Annotated in this window: 8 protein-coding genes; 7 read left to right on the plus strand and 1 reads right to left on the minus strand. The window is 32.1% G+C overall.

Annotated features, from left to right (window positions below):
- Nucleotides 1-47 precede the first annotated feature (47 nt).
- The 5 genes from QSH13_RS14590 to dnaJ all read left to right on the plus strand — a co-directional run bounded on the left by QSH13_RS14590 (nt 48) and on the right by dnaJ (nt 18,174).
- Nucleotides 48-12,365: an anthrax toxin-like adenylyl cyclase domain-containing protein gene (locus QSH13_RS14590; protein WP_286039317.1), complete on the plus strand. Its 12,318-nt coding sequence runs from the start codon at nt 48-50 to the stop codon at nt 12,363-12,365.
- Nucleotides 12,366-12,725: 360 nt separating this feature from the next.
- Nucleotides 12,726-13,709, plus strand: a complete 984-nt coding sequence (locus QSH13_RS14595; RefSeq protein WP_286039318.1) for an SEL1-like repeat protein — start codon at nt 12,726-12,728, stop codon at nt 13,707-13,709.
- A 223-nt stretch (nt 13,710-13,932) separates the two neighbouring features.
- Nucleotides 13,933-14,520 carry a molybdopterin adenylyltransferase gene (gene mog / locus QSH13_RS14600; RefSeq protein WP_109397100.1) on the plus strand — a complete coding sequence of 196 codons (588 nt, stop codon included), beginning with the start codon at nt 13,933-13,935 and terminating at the stop codon, nt 14,518-14,520.
- Between the two features lie 483 nt (nt 14,521-15,003).
- Nucleotides 15,004-16,929, plus strand: a complete 1,926-nt coding sequence (gene dnaK / locus QSH13_RS14605; protein ID WP_109397101.1) for a molecular chaperone DnaK — start codon at nt 15,004-15,006, stop codon at nt 16,927-16,929.
- A gap of 105 nt (nt 16,930-17,034) precedes the next feature.
- Nucleotides 17,035-18,174: a molecular chaperone DnaJ gene (gene dnaJ, locus QSH13_RS14610; protein ID WP_109397102.1), complete on the plus strand. Its 1,140-nt coding sequence runs from the start codon at nt 17,035-17,037 to the stop codon at nt 18,172-18,174.
- A gap of 75 nt (nt 18,175-18,249) precedes the next feature.
- Here the strand turns inward: dnaJ and QSH13_RS14615 are convergent, their stop codons facing one another.
- On the minus strand, nt 18,250-19,095 hold the full coding sequence (locus QSH13_RS14615) for a DMT family transporter (protein ID WP_196544448.1): 846 nt from the start codon (nt 19,093-19,095) through the stop codon (nt 18,250-18,252).
- A 443-nt stretch (nt 19,096-19,538) separates the two neighbouring features.
- Between QSH13_RS14615 and nhaA the strand changes: the two genes are divergently transcribed.
- Nucleotides 19,539-20,717 (plus strand): Na+/H+ antiporter NhaA, encoded by a 1,179-nt coding sequence (gene nhaA / locus QSH13_RS14620; RefSeq protein ID WP_109397104.1) that lies wholly within the window; start codon nt 19,539-19,541, stop codon nt 20,715-20,717.
- 191 nt (nt 20,718-20,908) lie between these two features.
- On the plus strand, nt 20,909-21,829 hold the full coding sequence (nhaR, locus tag QSH13_RS14625; protein ID WP_196544447.1) for a transcriptional activator NhaR: 921 nt from the start codon (nt 20,909-20,911) through the stop codon (nt 21,827-21,829).
- Nucleotides 21,830-21,842: the final 13 nt, after the last annotated feature.

Below are 21,842 nucleotides of genomic sequence, written 5' to 3' on the forward strand. Positions count from 1 at the left end.
TATTATAAAATAACTTATATTTTACTTATAGGTAAAGGAATATTATTATGAATAAGCATGAAACAACGATTTTAAATATTAATATTGATAATCTTTCTAAAAGAATAGAAAAATATATTAAAACTAATATACCAGATAAGTTAATAAATTATCATGACATTAGAAATTTACTATTAAGAAAATATTTGATTCTTACTACTTATAAGAATGAATATATTGCAAAAGAATATTTATTTAAAATAGAAGAATCTTTTTCTATTTATGATAGAAATAAAGAAACAAGAAAAATGATATCTATTAAGAATAAAATAGATAAAAATATAGAATCTTTTATTAAAGATATAGAAACACAGCAAATAGTTAATAAGGTGACGACGAACAAAAAAACATTAGAAACATTTTTTACAAGCAACAAATATAGTATTTATGATCTTAATTTTTCAGGGGCGAGATTTTATATTTATATTGATAATGAAAAAAATAAATATGAAATTATCAGTTTTAATAGAAAGAAGCGTTCATTTAATAATAGAAAACTTTTGTTAAATTATTTATTTGACAATATAACTCATTTAGATGGAAGTATACAAGTTAATATAAATGTATATAAGAGAAAAGAATTTACTCAATTGGCCAGAAATATAGAAAAATGGGATATAGATGAAAAGTTTTTAAGTAAACAAATTATTAATAATATAAAGTTAAATGAGATTGTGAAGATTAATGAAAACCTCTCTATAAAATTAGTTGAATCATACAATTATAAACAGATTTTTATAGTAAAAAATGATAAGGCTAATACTGAAACACTCGTTCATATCTACACAGATAATATTGAGAAAGCGACTTCTATCATTTCTGAAAATAATTATAAAATTAAAAATAAATCTGAAGTATTACTGTATCAGAAAAATAATAAATGGATCGTTGAGAAAAAAAATAAAAGTGGTGTCATATTTGCACAAGGAAAAGATTTTATTTCACCATTAAAAAATATGCTAGAACGAATAAATGTAGCGGCGAGTAGTTATACTGGTCAATTGCTAGAAGATGTGATGGGTGGGTTTTGTTATGGATTGAGCTTAAGGTATTTAATAGAAGTTAGAAATGCTGGTGTAGAGAGTGCTGAAAATTACCTAAAGTGGTTAAAAAAATCTGCCGAATTATATAAAAATAAGCCTAGTTCAGATAAAGTAGGTGGCTTCTATGAAGTATTACAAAGAAATATATATGAATATAATTTAATGCAATTAACAGAAGAAACGAAGAATATTATTATTGCACATAATTATCAGCAAGAAAGAATTAAAGGACAAAAATATTTATATAATGATTTAAATGGTGAAGTTCCTTACTCTAGTGTACTGAGCGATGTCGGATTATCACCAATTAATAAAGAAAGAACTCTTTTAAGCGAAGAAGTGTTTTTCAAAAAAATAGATGGGTTACTTACTGGAAATGATAATAGATATATATTTATCGAATATAAACAACATCAAACAGCAATTACTTATAAAAAATACTCGGATGGAAATTACAAAGTTACTTTTTTTGAACCTCGATTCGGTATTTTTGAGTTTGATAATATCGAAGATTTGAAAAAGATAATTAAAGAAAAGCAAAAGATCTATGGGCTTTATGAACAAGGGAACATATCATGTTATGGTTTTGATGAATTTGTAGAAGTGAGTAGTAAAAAATATAATCCATTGTTTAGTAATGAAAAATCATCTAAAAGTAGAGAGGTGTTTAGAAATAAAGGTATTGCAGAAAAGCTAAAAACAATCGATTTTTCATTGGAATTTTCTAAAGATATCATAGGGAGAGTAATGCATTATGATGAAAATGGGATATTAATAGTACAAATAAAGCACAATAATAAATTAATAGAAATAAGTGTTGTAGAACCGATTGTTGAAGATGGACTCTTTTTAATAAAAGAAAATATAAATAAAATAATTGAGCATCAAAATGCCAGCAAGATTATTTTAAAGAAAACAAATAATAATATAGCTATTACACCGATAGAGTTTAACCCTGTATGGGCAGATAAAAGGTTGGTTGGTTATATTGAGTTTAATCGCAATGATTATATTCGTATCATTGGTAATTCTTCATCAAATTTTAAAGATATAATTAAACTTGATTTTGAAAAAATAAAAAATTTAATAAATAAATTAGATTCTAATATCTATTTTGAAAAATTAAAGTCTAGCTTAGAATTGCTTAATGCAATATCGATATTCACAAATCAATATAAAGATAATCTGGTAAATAATAAATTAATAGAAATAAAGAGCGATGTAGAGAACCGCCTTTTTTCTGGCGGGCTGCAAAGTGAAAAAAATAAAATAATTGCTATAGCTGAAAAAAATAGCATTATTGCTACTAAGCTCTATCAAGTCATGGTAAATGGTGTTAATAATGGCAATATTAACGACAGTAAATTTGTTTACGATAGAATAATAACGCATAAGTACTTAATTGAGAAAATAAGCAGGCCACAAGGTGTAGCAAATTACGATTATACAATAGTGTTTGATAATCATAATCATAACTTAAAAGAAATAATAAATGATATAGATATTAATCAACTAAAAAATAGGATTTATTTTGATGGTGATAATCAATTAAACTTAAGAATAAATTATAATGAATTGATTTTATTTAATAATAACAAAGGTGTTAAAGCATTATTGTCAATTATAGATAAAGAGATTGATAAACATAGAGACGGACATTCAAAATCTAATCAAGAGATATTTTCTGAGAAATTTATTAATAATGATTATGTAAATAGAATATTACAATTGGAATTCGATGCACTGAGTAATTTCGTTTCGACTACAGAAAGTCAAGTGCTTACCAATAATGATGAATATCCTTATTTTGATAATACTATTTCAGAAAGTACAATTAAAAGAATAGTTATAGAAAATATAAAAAAAACAGGTGTGGGCTTTATTTTATTTGAAAATAATAAAAAAAATATAGAGTTTATTTTAGATAATCCAACAATAATAATGAACAATGTTAAGAAAATAATTATAGACTTAATACCGCAAATCTATCAAGTGGATTTAAATAATTATCTTCAAGGAATAAAAAACAATACTCGAATTTCAAATTTATTAAAAGATAATGATAATTTGAGGAAGTTAGTAGAAACCTGTGCTAAAAATAATATTTCTATTATTGCTACGGGTGAAAGTAGTATTAATGGAGTTCATAATGAATTTATTAGCAAAAACCTTTCTATTAAAAACTTCCATCATATAATTACAGAAAATACAATTATGGGCGAGGGGGTTCTAGTTATTGCAGATAAAGATAAACTTTATAATTTTAAAGATGGAATTATACATGTCGAGGGGCTGGCAAATAAATTAAACACACCTATTTATAATGTTGTTAATAAAGAGATTAGAAGATCACAAACTGATACTGTTTATACCAATACATCAACAAATCACAGAAATGATAGAAATGAAAATATAGATACTATAATTTCTGAATTGGACGTTGATGAACCAATAATTTGTGAAATAAAAAACAATAATAAAATTAAAGAATATTTTAGTAATGTTGTTTATTCCAATAAAATCTATAAAAAATTATCAATTTTATATCCGGAATTTAGACGCGATAAAAACTTTTTATTAGGCTACAAAGATGATATAAAAACGGTCATTTATAACTATTCTCAAGAAATGACAACTAAAGAAATTTTAGAATATATTGAATTAAATAAATATAGTCTTACAAAGAAACAACTAGGTGCAATAGTTAGAGAAATTGATCTAAGAACTTACCAATCAGGATTAAAAACCAAGCAGAATAAAAATTTTACTCGACTGTTTGATAAAATTAATCAAAATAATGGTATAGATAAAAAAGCAATACACTCTTTTTTTCCTCAGCAACAAATTTTACTTAATTTAAAAGATGGAAGCGCAGGGCGTTGTGAAGCATTAACAATATTAATGTTAGTTGCAAAACATTTAGAGCATACAGGCGATATCGGAAGAGTTGAAAGCCTTATTAATAATTTAGTGCTGGCACAATCAGTTATAAATCATGATGTTTATGATGAATATAAATTTAAGCGTTCTAGTCAGGAACTTATTGCGAGTCTTAATGAATTAAGTGAAAATCATCATAGAATTTCAACTACGGTAGGCTTGAATGATAATAATAAACGCTCATTAGATTATGTTATTAATAAACTGACGAATAAAAAACTCAATTCAGATGGTTGCTATTTGCAATTATATACATCAAATCATGTTATTACTGCTTGGGCTAATTTAGATAAAAAAAATAATAACTTCGGTTTTTATGATCCTAATTTTGGATTGGTCGAATTTTCATCTAAAAAGAAATTCATATCTTATCTTAATGATTTTTTTAAATCGAAAGAGATAAATGCAGGTAAGATATACAGTTTAGAAAAAAATATTAAAAATAAATTTTTGTTTGATAAAGTCCTTGATGTTAATGTTAAAAGCCTTTCGAAAATAAAAATAAATAATAAATCACTAGATAATATAGTTGGTAGTAATATTATTAATTATCGAGGTGTTAATACTAATTTACATGAAAATATAGATTTTAGTTATCATGTTAAATATAAAGAATCGATAATTAACAGTAAAAAAGTAGAGGGTAGTTTATTAACAATTAATACCGCAGAGATAAACGGTTATTATTGTTTTGCTGATACAAAAATTGCTACAAGTCGAAAAGTTGTTTTACTTCTAACGGATGATAATGATTTAAATAGCCATTATTTAAATTTTTCTCAAGAATATCATAGAGCTGGTTACGATCTCTTTATTGTTGATGGTTCTACAGACGTTGATGCAGGTAAAAAAGCGTTTGAGTATTTGAAAGCAAGATATAACGCAGATACGGATTCAATTCTACTGCATGGGCATAACCGAAGTGGTGAACAAGTAATTGATTTATACCAATCATTAAATAAAAAAGGTTATTTTCCAGAAGGGATTGTCTTAAGCTCATCTAATAACGATCTAATATCAGTTGTTAATAAAATTGGTGAATTAAATTTTAAAGCGAATATTTATATTGCTTATGATCATCAAATTACAGATGAAAATAATCTCTTCATCAATAGAAATTTAAAATCGTTTGGTCATGAGGTTAAAGAATTTAGTTTTAGTCAACGAGAAGCATATAATTGTTTTTCCGATGCTAGATATCGCCAACAAGATCCAACCAGAAAGTTTTCTAGTTATCAATCAAGAAATCTGATTTTATTACCGATTGAAAAAGAGCCTGCTCCAGTTATTGGCATGCCGGATAATGATCAAAAAACATTCAGGAAAATTGCAAATAGTGAAAATGTGATTGTTGGTGTTAGACCAATAGATGTTCAATCAACGTCATTAATAAAATCTAAACAATACAGCAGTAAAGGGCTTTTAATTAAAGGAAAAAGTGCTGATTGGGGACCTATGGCAGGATTTATTCCTGTTGACCAATCTTTTGCTAAGTTATCCGCCAGAAATGATGTAACCAAATATAATCTAGCGATTCAGGGAGCTCTTGATAAAGGATATGCTATCAAGATACCACTCATACTTTCATCTGAGCGTATTAGAGAATTACATCACAATAATATTTTACAACTTCCTGAATTATTAACCGACACTATTCAGGTTACATGTAGTGTAGATAATCGTGACTATGATTTCTATCTATCTAAATCTAATCAGGATGGAGAAATTTTTTATACAGTTAATTATCATGATAATGAGAAATTAGTGCCTGTCCATGTATTAGGTGACCCAATATCCAAAAAACCAATGATTGCAGATTATGATTTGTTTACAGTGATGTATTCTTATAATGATCTCAGCGAAACGACAATGGTCAAAAAACCTGTATCTTGGGAAGAATGGAAAAGTAGTGTTGATTACGAAAAATTATCACCTACCTACCAAGAATATTATAATAATAAAGATCTCTATGACCGCTATGAGGGTGAACAGTTAGGTCTTATCAGTGCTCATGTTAAGAAAGTAAAAGATAAAATTAATACCTCTTTACAAAGAGGAAAAGAGATGATCCATCATGGCGCAGATGTTACTAATCATTTTTCAGTAATAACTGATAATTTTCCAGCAACCTTTTTCGTTCCAGATGAATTATTAAATAAAGTATTAAATAGTGATAATAATACTTTAAAAGATTTTTTCATTATTAATGAAAACAATACTATTATTATTCGTAATGTAAAAGAATTTTCAGATTTTCAGCAGTTAGTAATAAATAATGGATTTATATCACCTCTAAATGAGAAATGGAATGAGGGTACAGGACAAGATCATTTTTCTAAAAGAAGAAAAAATTCTGAAAACTTTATAAATAATAGTGAAACACTAGATAAAATATTTTCAGTGAGCTATAAAAATAATTATCAATCATCATTGGATGATATTAATAATAAATATTTTAATCGTGTATTTGAGTTAATAAAAAATAATAATTTTGAAAATATTATTTATACAGGCTCAGAGCAAGTAGACAAAGAAATAGCATTATTAAAATCGGCTTACCAACATGCGGAGGCTATTAAAAATTATATGGATGGTGATGGTGTTTATAATAAACTGTCTATAAGCTTAAAAAAGAAAATCCATCATTATAAAAAAGATTTAGACTGGTTTAAAAGAGGAGGATATAAATTATTTGATTATATTATTTCTGATCAAAAAAACTATCTAAATCGTACAGATGCAACCCGACTAAATAATGTATTTAATATAATATTAGAATTACCTGAAATCAAAGGATCAATTTATAAATCTATTTATGTAGAAAATTTATCCAGTTATACAAAAAATATTGAAGCGGGATCAGTTATCACAACTAGCGGTGTTCTGAGGGCTAATAGAAATCCCCAAAAAATAAAGAAAAATGAAAGTAACGTCTTTATATCTATCGTAGGAACGCATAATGCTAGAACGCTGACCGGTATTAGTGATAGATTTACCGACCAAGTTATGGTTGCTCCAGGCAAACATTATCGTGTGATTTCACAAAAAAAAGAAAATAATAAACTCTATATCGTATTAGAAGCGACGGATATTTTAGTCAAAAGTGAACCCATATTTGATCTTTATAATGCAAATTTAAAAGGATTTGCTGTTGATACTCATAGAAGTACCGCTACTGAAACTTTGGAAACTGTAATTTCTGATAAACAGCTACTTGATACAGTCAATAAAATTAACAACGAATTTATAGACACTACCGTTGAGAGTAACTTTATTGATAAAATTATCAATAAGAAATTAACACCAGAATATGCTGAATATCGCTATGCTCAAGAGTTATCATCAATATTTGGAGCAGAAAAAGATTATATCAGTATGCTTAATGAAATTATTAATGATCCACTTTCAAACAAAAAATATAACCAATATGTAAATAATAAAATCAGTCGTGAAGAGTGGTTGGAAAGCTTTAGTCATCATTATTATTCAAATAATTCGTTAAATGAAAAAACTATCAATATAAAAATACTCGTTGAAGCTATTAATGATATGCCTAGCTGTATAAATCTATTATCTGATGCTTCAAAATCACTATTGATGGAATTTTTTTCTTGTGATTTTAACTCATTAAATGGAAAATTATTGCGAATAGTCTCTAACCAAGAGAGTTATGACGATTTTACTCATGCTATTGAAAGAATGAAATTTTATTTAACTCAAGAAACTAATTTTAAAGGGGACTCGATTCATGATGTTTTTTATAAAGTATTACGAACTGAAAATGATAAGCAAAACTATAAAGATGTTATTTTAGCGTTAAAGAAAAAACTACTTCAATCACCACAAAATAAAAATAAATATCAAACATCTATTTTACGACTACCTTTTGAATATAATAATGAAATAACTTCTTTGTTAACACTTTTATATAGTGGATTAAATAAAGAAATGAGCCATGATACGTTAATGGAGCATATTCATTTATTAGAGTTTTTATATAAAAAATCTTCTTCAAATCAATTGAATCAAGAACAAGCAGAATACTTATCTGTTTTTAACTCATTGCTTAATGATATTTATAATAAAAAAGAAATGAGTGGCTATATGACCAGAATAATCGATGGGGGGCTTAATAATAAGATCACTCAATTACCTGTTGGTCATTATCTTTTAGAAATTGATGGCTTAAAAATTAATTTAAATATAGTTTCTACGGAAGATGGCGGATTTATTTTTCATGTTTTTATTGCTGAGCTTGGTGATATCAGTATAACAGGTAATAATAAAGAACAAATAACTTCAGATTTGTTCAGTTTTCTACATCAAGTAGATAATGTGAAAAATAATATTACATTAGATAATTCAAGCGAAAAGCTTTTTTCAGGTACAATTTATCGTGTTGATGGTGATGGTATTATTCCCACTGAATTATTTAACAGAATGAATGTATTGAAAAATAACATTGTTACAAATATCAATAAACAAAATTTTATTGAAATAAATGGTGTTAATATCAATAAAGATCTTTTGTCTCACCTAGGGTGTCAAATAGAAGGGAAATCTATTATAAGTGTCGATCTACATAAAACATCTGATTGGCAAAATAAATTAAGATTTGATGCTGATAAATTAAATGATTTCTTTTTGTCTGCTTCTGGTAGCGATGATGATAAACAAATAGTCTCTTTATTTCGAAAACTTTTAAAAAATAAAGAAAAGAATATTAAAAATATTCTTTCTGTAGATACTTCTCGTATCGATTATATGGCAGCAAAAGAAAGGTTAATTAAAATTATTGAACTGAATGATCGTGAGTTTGATTTTAATTATTGGCATGAACTACGAAATCCTTCTTTGAAAATTCCTCGTCATATGAGAATTATATCCAAAGTTGGTTATGCAAATATTGGTTTTGGTATATGGCAAACAATGCTTTCAACCATGAAAATGGTTGAATCTATTGAAAGTGGAAAATTAACGCCACTCGAACACAAAGAGATGGTAAAGAATTTAGCCATAATGTGGTCCGAAATGGCATACAATGGGCTTTCTGAAATTATTGAAATTGTTGTTGCAAAAGGAATGTTGAGATATAGGGCAAATCCAGCCGAATATGTAGGGAAAATAAGTACTCGCATAGGAATTGCGTTAAATATTCTTTCTGTGGGTTTTGATATTTATAATGCGTATGACAATTTTAGTCAGATCGCTTGTGAAACTGATACGAGAAAAAAAATTGACTATATTGTTAATGGCACGTTTGCCGTCGTTTCGGCATTAGTCACTATTGGTGTTTCAATCGCGATTTTAGCAGGTAGTACAGCCGCGGGGCCGATCGGTATTGTGATTGGTGCCACAATTGCCACTTTTTTAGCTATCTATAATGCAGTAAGGGTAATTGAAGAAGCTAAAAAAAGAGTCAACTTTACTATCGGTGAAGAGATCGAGAATGGATTATCGGTTGTTTTCTTAGGTGATTTAACGCCATCTAAAAAAAATGAAATGACATTACTTGATACCAAAGATTATTTTCGTAATAGAACCGATGAGGTAAGTAAAAATTTTCATGAAAAATTAATTAAATCTAATCCAAGAAGTTATTATTTTTATACTAATGAAGAGTATCATTATCAGGAAAAATATTACTATAGTGTAAAAACTATCTTTTCTCAAGATCCCACTGGGATTATAAACAATGGTCCTATTTCAATTATTTCTAATCATTTAAGTAAACTCTATAAGAAAGAAGAGGCTGAAAATATAGCTTCTGAACATGATATACTGGTATCAGTTAAAACAAATTATAAATATTATGAACCAGAATATCCCATTCCAACAAATGAGAAAATTATCTTTGATTTGGATTTTTATGTTGATGAATTATATAAATATAATGTCGATTTAGAAACTAATGAATATTTAACATTAATAAGAAATACGAAAGATAATATTAATCTTGATAAACTAAATCCTGATTTAGGATTACTTAATGTTAATGAAGTACAGTCGACATATGATTATTTTGGTGATAGTGATGATGTTTTCTATTTTAATACAAATAACGGAAATGATATTATTTCAGCACCAAAAAATGCAATCAATACATTTGATATTTTTAATGGAGTAAAAAGATTAAGTGGTGGTAATAAGAATGATAACTTTAATCTCTTTGTTACCCATGCACCTGAGCATGCCAGTCGTTTTTATGGCCGGGAGGGGATCGATACTTTGCATATCGTTAATAAATCACCACTATACACAGGTTATAATATAAATTTACGTGATAATTATGTAAAGTTTTGTGGCTCTGAAAATCAGCCTACTAATAGTATTGGATTTAAACCTTCAAAACTTTATTATTTTGATGAAAAAAAAAGGGTGGCATCTCCCGTTATAATTAGTGATTCTATGCCTAATATTTCTCTTCAGACAGATAGAGTTATTGCTTATTTAGATAGTTTTGAAAATATTATTGGTAGTGACAATGGTGACGATATATTGGTAGGAAATGACGAAGATAATTATATTGATGGTGTTTCAGGTCATGATCGCATATTAGGATTAAAAGGCAACGATATTATTAAATTATCAGAGGGAGTTGCTAATGGAGGCGAAGGTAACGATATTTATATTATTTCACGTTTAAATAATTCCTATAAAGATAAAAAAAATATATCAATTATAATTGATGAAGAGAATGGAAAAGATAAAGTAGAAAATGAATCAAATATAGTTGAGCAAAATATTATTAAATTAGAACATAATTTTAAAGATATAAAATCAATAAAACGAGTAGGGGTCGATATCGTTGTTATATTAGATAATGGATTTGTTGATAATAAAGATAAAATACAAACGCTTCTTCCTTTAACATCCGTTACTTTAAAGAATATATTTACAAATGATACTGGTTATGAGTTATTAAAAAATTATTGTTTTATTACTAATGATGGGTTTGTGTTAAATTTTAATAATAATGTGATGAATAAAAGTGATCCCTTATTTTATTTTAGTTATATGGAGTCCTATTCAAATCTTTATGATAAATATAAATATATATACATAAATAACGACGAACGAAAGTTTAATGTTCGTTCAGGCACTCTGGCTGTTAAGCATAATATATTGCCAGAATTAGAATACAGTGGGCTTTCTGACGGCAGTGCATTAGAACTCAGCATTGAAGGTGATAGTAACAATAATACTTATCTCGCAATTAATAATCATTCTCGAATTAGGCTAACGGCAGGCGTTGATGTTTATCAATTAAAAACGTTTATAGCTCAAGACAAAGATGAATATGTTGAAGTGTTACCGAACAAAAATAATCTCGATGAGAATATTGATAATATCTCTACTTTTATTTTACCTGATGTAAGTGGTTATGAGCTTAAGTTTGAAAATGGTGCTATATCTCATCGCTATAACCCTGATGGACATAGTCGGCTTGATATGAACGTATCTCAGTGGGGGCTAAGATCAATTTTGCGTTCTGGTATCAAAATAAGAATTATCGATAAATACGGTAAAATGTTTATTTTACCAGATAGAGACAGCAGCAATCAGCTATTAACACCTATTGTGAAAGAAAAACTATCTATAACTCAATCTGATGATAGTATTATTATCCCTGAAGATATAGTCTTAAATAAAATTGTGATGGATGAATTTGATGTCTATTTATCCCCAGAATTACAAAAACAAGCCTTTTTATCTAATTTGCTTAAACATAAATCGATTCCAAATATTATGTTATTGCCTGTTATCGATCTGTTAGCGGGTAATGATATTGTGATTAATAAAAATCAAGGGTGTTCTGTTATTGTTGGCGGTAAGGGTAACGATACCCTCATTGTAGAAGGCGGATATCATATTTTATTTGCTAATGAAGGCAACGATAAACTTTTTGGTGGGAAAGGGAATGATGTTCTTATCTCAGATACAGGCAATGATTATTTAGACGGTGGTGAAGGTAACGATATCTATCTGATTAACAAACATCATGGTGAAATTACGATTAATGATAGTCAAGGGGATAATACCCTCTTTATTACTGGGCTGAATAAAGATGAAATGATGTCCTCTTCTCGTGATGATAATGATGAAGTTCTTTGTTCTCTGGATAATACTTTTATTGTAAGAATAAAAAATAAATATAAAGAACCGCGGGCTTCTTATCAGATTGAACAAAAAGAGCGTGTGCTAACTGATGAAGCATTAGTATCAATTATTCATGAGATGGCTCAGTTTAATCAAAACCAGCTCTCTTCTATGAAGGGAATGTTTTTGCCTGAAGCCCAAGATTGGACACTATTGCCAATTATCACCCAGCATTTAACCTGAGCATTAACGATGATAAAACGGTAAATCGTCATTATTTGATGTATTAATTTTGAGCCCATACCGTAGCGTATGGGCCTAATTTTTAGTGCTTTTCTTTATTAAATCCTCATCCATAATTTATTCCATTATGGGGTAAATCAGACTAAAAAATCGAAAATTTATTATAATCTATAGTTAAATTCTTTTTTTAATATCAACATCCCATTTTAGTAGTTGGCTATTTCATTTTTTTTCGATTAAAAATAATGCTTAAATCAGTTTTCAGTCAGTTTTCAGATTAAATTGATTGGAATATATTATTTATCCAGTAATAATTATAAAAATATATTATTAAAATACTCTATTTATTATTGGTGAATTATGAAAAAGATTGTCTTGGCAACGGTACTTGCATCGTTATTTTTCGGTGGCGCTGCAATGGCAGAGAGCAAAACCGCTTTCTCTTTACCTGCAATTGAAAAAAGTGCTGAAGGTGGAAACGCTGCATCCCAGTATCAATTGGGCGTAAAATATGAGAACGGGGAAGGTGTAGAACAAGATGCACAAAAAGCGCTGGAATGGTATACCAAAGCTGCTGAGCAAGGTCACGCTGAAGCACAGTTAAATTTAGCACTTATGTATGATATGAGTGATTATATTGACCGTGATGCAGAGAAAGCGGTTTATTGGTATAACAAAGCAGCTGTTCAAGGTGTCTCTTTAGCCCAATACAATCTTGCTGTTTCTTATGATGATGGTGACGGTGTAGAGCAAGACCATGAGAAGGCAGTGTATTGGTATACTAAAGCCGGTGAGCAAGGCGATAGTGATGCACAATACAACCTTGGTATCTCTTATGATGAAGGTATCGGTGTAGCACAAGACCATGAAAAAGCGGTAGTTTGGTATACAAAAGCAGCAGAACAAGGTCACTCTGATGCACAATATAACTTGGCTGTTTCCTATGATGATGGTGAAGGTGTAGAACGTAACGGCCCTAAAGCCGTTTTCTGGTATACCAAAGCAGCAAATCAAGGTAATCGTGATGCGCAAAATAATTTAGGCGTAATGTACGATGAAGGAGACGGTGTTGCTAAAGATGCACGTAAAGCAGTTGAATGGTATAGAAAATCAGCCATTCAAGGTAATGGTTTAGCTCAAAATAACCTAGCTTTAAACTATTATTATGGCAAGGGCGTTAAACGTGATTTGAAAGAAGCTTACGCATGGTTCTCTGTTGCTGTTGAAAATGGTGATGGTGATGAAGCGATGCTAAAACGTACTGCTCGTGCATTAAATGCTGCACAATTAGCTGAAGCGAAAAAATTAGCCGCTTCTTATATTGCTAAATATATTGATGAGTAATATTAATTAATATTATTCAAGCTGAAAGAGAGGGAGCTTATGCTCCCTTTTTTATTTTAGTTAAAGCCGAATAAAAATAGATTGTTATCATTTCTTTATTATTGATTCTCAATAATCAAATATTAAATATCAGTAATATATTGAGATTCTTTTTAATTCTCTTGTGTTCTCATGGTAATATCTGCGCGCAAGTTAGACGGTGATTGATTAATTGAGGTTTGATATGAACGAATTACGCATAGGGTTAGTTTCTGTTTCTGATCGCGCATCCAGTGGGATTTATGAAGATAAAGGCTTACCCGCTTTAGAAGCTTGGCTAAAAGCTGCATTAACAACGCCTTTTCATATCGAATCACGCTTAATTCCTGATGAACAACTTATGATTGAGCAAACATTGTGTGAGCTAGTTGATGAAGTTGGCTGTCATTTAGTGTTAACAACAGGGGGAACAGGGCCTGCTCGCCGTGATGTTACTCCTGATGCCACATTAGCAATAGCCGATAGAGAAATGCCAGGTTTTGGCGAGCAAATGCGTCAAATTAGTCTGAAGTTTGTACCTACCGCTATTTTATCCCGCCAAGTTGGTGTTATCCGTAACCAAGCGTTAATTCTAAATCTACCAGGCCAACCTAAAGCTATTGCAGAAACGTTAGAAGGATTAAAAGATAATGAGGGGAATGTGATTGTTAGCGGTATTTTTGCCAGTGTACCCTACTGCATTCAGTTGCTTGATGGCCCTTATGTCGAAACTAATGAAGCTATTGTTGCTGCGTTTAGGCCTAAATCAGCCCGTCGCGCGACTTCAGCATAAATAATTTAAGAGGTTATTTTTGTCGTCAACTTCTGGCTAGAAAACGTGCTAGCCAAGTTTGGATAATGCAAAAGTAACCTTATATTTATTTGATATTTTTATTGTTAAAGTTGAAAAAATATTATTTTTCAAATAATTATGAACTTATTTTAAGTCTGGCCTTAAAAAAGTATTTCAGATAAGTCATGATATAATTTGTGTTTAATATAACTCATTGAAAAATAATAATTTTTAATTATCAACTTATTCTCAAACACAAAATTTTCGCATTTTTTGCATTTTTTTTCATGATTCCCCTTGATGAATGTATTTATGACCCCATCTTCTTTTCAACTGCAATTACCACTATTAAGTTGCGTTGATTTTATATCCGCTTCGAGATGATGTTGTTAAGTCTATTAATTTGTGACTTGAAAAATGAATATTCATCCGCATATAGATTGGTAGTCAAATTGATAAAGAATTCTCTTTGGAGGCGTTTAAATGGGTAAAATTATTGGTATTGACCTGGGTACAACTAACTCTTGTGTTGCTGTAATGGATGGCAAAAATGCCCGGGTTATTGAAAACGCTGAAGGTGATCGCACAACGCCTTCAATCGTTGCTTATGCACAAGATGGTGAAATCTTAGTTGGTCAACCTGCAAAACGTCAGGCTGTGACTAACCCACAAAATACTTTATTTGCCATCAAGCGTTTAATTGGCCGTCGTTTTGAAGATGCTGAAGTTCAGCGTGACGTTGCTATCATGCCTTACAAAATCGTAAAAGCTGATAATGGTGATGCTTGGATTGAAGCGCGTAACGAAAAAATGGCTCCACCACAAGTTTCTGCTGAAGTCCTGAAAAAAATGAAGAAAACAGCAGAAGATTATTTAGGTGAAGCAGTTACTGAAGCTGTTATTACTGTTCCAGCTTACTTTAACGATGCTCAACGTCAAGCAACTAAAGATGCGGGGCGTATCGCAGGGCTTGAAGTTAAACGTATTATTAACGAACCAACAGCAGCCGCTCTAGCTTACGGCTTAGATCGTGAAGTGGGCAACCGTACTATCGCAGTTTACGACTTAGGTGGTGGTACATTCGATATCTCTATCATCGAAATTGATGAAGTTGATGGCGAAAAGACCTATGAAGTTCTGTCAACTAATGGTGATACTCACTTAGGTGGTGAAGACTTCGATAGCCGTTTAATTAACTACTTAGTTGATGAATTTAAAAAAGAACAAGGCATTGATCTGCGTAACGATCCATTAGCAATGCAACGTCTGAAAGAAGCAGCAGAAAAAGCGAAAATCGAATTATCTTCTGCACAACAAACAGATGTTAACTTGCCATATGTCACAGCAGATGCAACAGGTCCTAAACACTTAAATATCAAAGTAACTCGTGCGAAACTGGAATCTTTAGTTGAAGATTTAGTTAAACGTTCAATGGAACCAGTACGTGTTGCATTAGAAGATGCAGGCCTGAAAGTTAGCGAAGTTAACGACGTTATTCTGGTTGGTGGTCAAACTCGTATGCCAATGGTTCAAAAAACCGTTGCTGATTTCTTTGGTAAAGAGCCACGTAAAGACGTTAACCCTGATGAAGCTGTTGCGATGGGTGCGGCTGTTCAAGGTGGTGTGTTAGCAGGTGATGTAAAAGACGTTCTGTTACTAGACGTAACACCACTGTCTTTAGGTATTGAAACAATGGGTGGCGTGATGACTTCCCTGATTGCGAAAAATACCACAATCCCAACTAAACATAGCCAAGTGTTCTCTACCGCAGAAGATAACCAATCTGCTGTAACTATTCACGTATTACAAGGTGAACGTAAACGTGCAAGTGATAACAAATCACTGGGTCAGTTTAACTTAGATGGTATTCAAGCGGCACCACGCGGTATGCCACAAATCGAAGTGACGTTTGATATCGATGCTGATGGTATCTTGCATGTATCAGCGAAAGATAAAAACAGTGGTCGTGAGCAAAACATCACAATCAAAGCATCTTCTGGTTTAAATGAAGATGAAATCCAAAAAATGGTTCGTGATGCAGAAGCAAACGCAGAAGCTGACCGTAAGTTTGAAGAATTAGTACAAACTCGTAACCAAGCAGACCAATTAGTTCACGGTACACGTAAACAAATTGAAGAAGCGGGTGATAAATTACCAGCGAACGATAAAGAAGCTATCGAAAAAGCGGTAAGCGAGTTAGAAATTGCTTCTAAAGGCGAAGATAAAGACGCTATTGAAGCAAAAATTAAAGCATTAGTTGAAGCTTCTGAAAAACTGTTAGAAATCGCACAACAACAAGCTCAAGCAGGCGCAGCAGGTAATGCCGCGGATGCGGATGCAAGTGCGAAGAAAGATGACGATGTTGTCGATGCAGAATTTGAAGAAGTTGACGGCAAAGACAAGAAATAATGCCCTTAACGGGCCGCGGTAACTCATCTATGAATAGTTACTGATACCGAGTACGGGCGTCGAGGAAACTCAACGCCCGTGTGCTTATGTCAAGGGTAATCTAGAATGGCAAAAAGAGATTTTTACGAAGTACTCGGTTTAAGTAAAACAGCCGACGAAAAAGAAATTAAACGCGCATATAAGCGTTTAGCAATGAAATATCACCCAGACCGAAATCAAGGTGATAAAGAGTCAGAAATAAAATTTAAAGAAATCAAAGAAGCTTATGAGATCTTAAGTGATGCTCAAAAACGTGCTGCTTATGATCAATATGGTCATGCTGCATTTGAACAAGGTGGATTTGGTGGCCAAGGTGGCGGTGGCTTCGGTGGCGGTGCTGACTTTGGTGACATCTTTGGCGATGTATTTGGCGATATTTTTGGTGGTGGTCGCCGTCAACAACGCGCAGCGCGTGGTTCTGACTTACAATACAACATGGATCTAACCCTTGAAGAAGCGGTTCGTGGTGTTACTAAAGAAATTCGCATACCAACACTAGAAACATGTGACAAATGTCATGGTAGTGGTGCTAAAGAAGGGACATCAGCAGAAACCTGTTCTACTTGTCATGGCGCTGGTCAGGTTCATTTACGTCAAGGTTTCTTCACTGTACAGCAAGCATGCCCAACTTGTCATGGTCGTGGCAAAGTGATTAAAGAGCCTTGCTCTAAATGTCATGGTGATGGTCGTGTTGAACGCTCTAAAACGCTATCTGTCAAAATTCCAGCGGGTGTTGATACTGGCGACCGTATTCGCTTAAGTGGTGAAGGGGAAGCTGGTGAAAACGGTGCACCTGCAGGCGATTTATACGTACAGGTTCATGTTCGCCAACATCATATTTTTGAACGTGATGGCAATAATCTTTACTGTGAAGTCCCTATTAACTTCGCCATTGCTGCTTTAGGTGGCGAGATTGAAGTTCCAACACTTGATGGTCGTGTGAAACTCAAAATTCCAGCAGAAACACAAACTGGTAAAATGTTCCGCATGAAAGGCAAAGGTGTTAAATCAGTACGTAGTAGTAGTATTGGTGACCTAATGTGTCGTGTTGTGGTTGAAACACCTGTTAAACTCAATGAGAAACAAAAAGAGTTAATACAACAATTGGGTGAATCATTCGGCGGTAAGAGTGGTGAAAAAAATACCCCTCGTTCTAAAAGCTTCTTAGATGGTGTGAAAAAATTCTTTGATGATTTAACCAAATAATTTTTCTTATCACCGTCAAAAAGGCCTGATGATAAATGCTATCATCAGGCCTTTTTATTTGAATGATGTTTAATCTTATCCTATCTTGATAGCAACAATACCGGCTAAAATCACTAAACACGCCAATAGCTGTTTACGGTTAAATTGCTCTTTTAACAGATAGACAGATAAGATCATGGCAAATAATACACTGGTTTCTCTTAAAGCAGCCACAAGTACGATTGAAGCATGACTCATTGCCCATATCACAATTCCATAGCTTATCAATTGCATAAGCCCACCAAAAAATGCAGGTTTCCAATAGTCCTTTATTTTGTTTTTTAAATGCTGGCGATAACGAAGCCAAGCAAGTAAATACATCGCTATGCCATTTAAAAAGAAGAGCCATAAAATATAAGCAAACGGTGTTTCACCTACACGAGAGCCATTTCCATCAGATAAAGTATAACTGGCGGTAAATAATGCGGTCAGCAGAGCAAAAAAGAGTGCATCTTTACGTAAGTTAAACGCCGCTATTTTCCTACTGCGTGAGATAAGGATAATACCCAAAATGATAAGCAAAATGCCTAGTAAGCCAGCGATTTGTAGTGTTTCATGGAAGAGAAAAAAGCCAAGAAAGGCGGTCATTAATGGTGCACTACCACGAGAGATAGGATAGACCTGATTAAAATCAGCCAAAGTATAACAACGGCTTAAAGAGAGTGTGTAACCTACATGGAATAAAACAGAAAGGGCAAGCCATTTCCATGCACCAATATCAGGGACTCCGACCCAAAATAGGGCGGGTAATGTTACAACACCAGAAAAAAAAGTCAGTAGCGAGATCCCTAAAAATCGATCATTGCCTACTTTAACTAATGCATTCCAACACGCATGAAAGATAGCAGCAAATAAAACGGCAATAAAAACAGTAATCGACATATTGATAGAAACCTTAATGAGAAAAGGGTAATTTTTAATAAAACAATACCACACTGGTCAAACAGTAAATATGCGATTACTTCTTTTTATCTTCTGATCTTATTCAAAAGGTGAAGAATAGAAGTTCTCTTTATTCAGTAATAAAAATTGATATGTTTGATCTATTTTATCAATTGGTGTCATTTATTAAAAAAGATGCTTATTTTCATTTGATAGTGAAAAAATAATATTTATATTCAATATCTTATTTTGAGTATTATTAATTCTTGTTGTTTTTATTTTATTGAAAAATTATGTTGATGAATTGATATTATTTACCTTGTTTTTCTTGCTATTTCTTTTTCAATTCGGATAATTCGAGTTATTATCCATAAATAATCTGTTTTTTACGAATTCATAATTAGCATATTATTAACAAGATTAGTGATTTCGAGGTTAATATTATGACGGCAATTATTAGACAATTTTTGAGATTAGAGGCGTCAGGCGGTATTCTTCTGATTATTGCTGCTATTATCGCATTGATTATGGCGAACACACCTCTAAGTGCTTTGTATAATGAGTTTTTATCTATTCCTATCATGATCAAATTCGGCGCGTTCGAACTTGATAAGCCATTATTACTTTGGGTAAACGATGCCTTAATGGCAATCTTTTTCTTGGTCGTAGGATTAGAAGTTAAACGCGAATTAAAAGAAGGCTCTTTGGCTCAGCGTGATAGAGCCATTTTCCCGGCGATAGCTGCAGTGGGAGGGATGTTAGCTCCCGCATTGGTTTATTTGATGTTTAATCATACTGATGCCATTGGACAGCAAGGATGGGCAATTCCAGCGGCAACAGACATTGCTTTTGCTTTGGGTGTTATGGCGTTACTTGGCAAGCGTGTTCCTGTTGAGTTAAAAGTATTCTTATTAGCATTAGCTATCATTGATGACTTAGGTGTCATTGTGATTATTGCGCTCTTTTATTCAAAGAGTATTGCACTAATTCCTCTCGCTTTGGCGGGTTTGATAGTGATTACTCTGGGCATAATGAATTGGCGCAAAGTGGGTAATACGGCGGCTTATTTAATTCTTGGCTTCATCTTGTGGGTGTGTATTTTAAAATCAGGTATTCATGCAACGATTGCAGGAGTGATTGTTGGATTTCTTATCCCATTAAGAAATAAAGAAGGTGATTCTCCTTCAGAAGAATTAGAGCATGTGCTACACCCTTGGGTTGCCTATTTTATTTTACCGCTGTTTGCATTTAGTAACGCAGGGGTTTCTTTAAATGGCGTAACGTTTGACGGCATGTTATCTGCTTTACCGTTAGGTATTGCGTTAGGCCTATTTTTAGGTAAGCCGATAGGTATTTTCCTCTTTAGTTGGGTTTCGGTAAAACTAGGCATTGCAAAATTACCAGATGCGATTAATCTTAAACAAATATTTGCAGTATCTGTGCTATGTGGTATCGGTTTTACTATGTCTATCTTTATTGCTGGATTAGCATTTGATGGCGCGGATGAAGCTTATAATACCTACTCTAAGCTTGGTATTTTGGTTGGTTCAACAATAGCCGCTGTTGTGGGATATTTGTTACTTCGTTCTGTTTTACCGAAGTTAAAAACGAAATCAATATAGGGAAACTTATTACGGATTTGAGTTTCTTAACACAATAAATACCGAGCTATAATATTTAAACCTACGGTGCAATACAGTGTATTGTGCCGTAGGTGTTTTTATGAGGATTGGAAGCAAGGAAAGCCAATCGCAAACTAATGCGTTATTACATAGTCTGTGTTTGAAGCACAGAAGTTGAAAGGAAGATAACTATGCGGGTGTCACATCTCAATTTTAATCATCTTTATTATTTTTGGCATGTGTGTAAAGAAGGCTCTGTTGTGGGTGCAGCGCAAGCGTTGTATCTGACACCTCAGACAATTACAGGGCAAATTAAAGCATTAGAAGAAAGATTGGGTGGCAAGTTATTTAAACGCCAAGGAAGGGGGGTTGTTCCCTCAGAATTGGGTCAGCTCATTTTTCGTTATGCCGATAAAATGTTTATGCTCAGCCAAGAAATGCTGGATATTGTCAACTACAGCCGCGAATCGAATTTACTGTTTGATGTTGGTGTTGCGGACGCATTATCAAAACAATTAGTCAGTCGCATATTAGAAACGGCTGTAATTGATAATGAACAAATCCATCTGCGTTGTTTTGAATCTACTCATGAATTGCTATTAGAGCAATTAAGCCAGCATAAACTGGATATGATCTTATCCGATTGCCCTGTGGATTCGTCACAACAAGAAGGTTTGTTCTCTGTAAAACTTGGCGAATGTAATATGAGCTTTTTTTGTAGTCATCCTCTTCCCGAAAAACCGTTTCCTGAATGCTTAGAAGAGCGAAAGCTTCTTATTCCCGGACGTCGATATATGTTAGGTCGTCATTTATTAACTTGGATACGTAATAAAAATCTTCAAGTGGAAATATTGGGTGAGTTTGATGATGCGGCATTAATGAAAGCATTCGGTTTAAATTATAATGCTATCTTTGTAGCGCCTTCGCTGTATACCGATGAAACTTTTGCTCATAGTAATATTGAAGAAATTGGCATGCTTGATACGGTAAAAGAAGAGTACTACGCAATTTTTGCAGAGCGAATGATCCAACATCCGGCGGTTCAACGTGTTTGTAATACTGATTTTTCAGAACTCTTTAATGGAGATAAAAAGCACATTGAAAATCCATGAAAGGGTGGCGATT

Source organism: Proteus faecis (assembly GCF_030286765.1).
Taxonomy (GTDB): domain Bacteria; phylum Pseudomonadota; class Gammaproteobacteria; order Enterobacterales; family Enterobacteriaceae; genus Proteus; species Proteus faecis.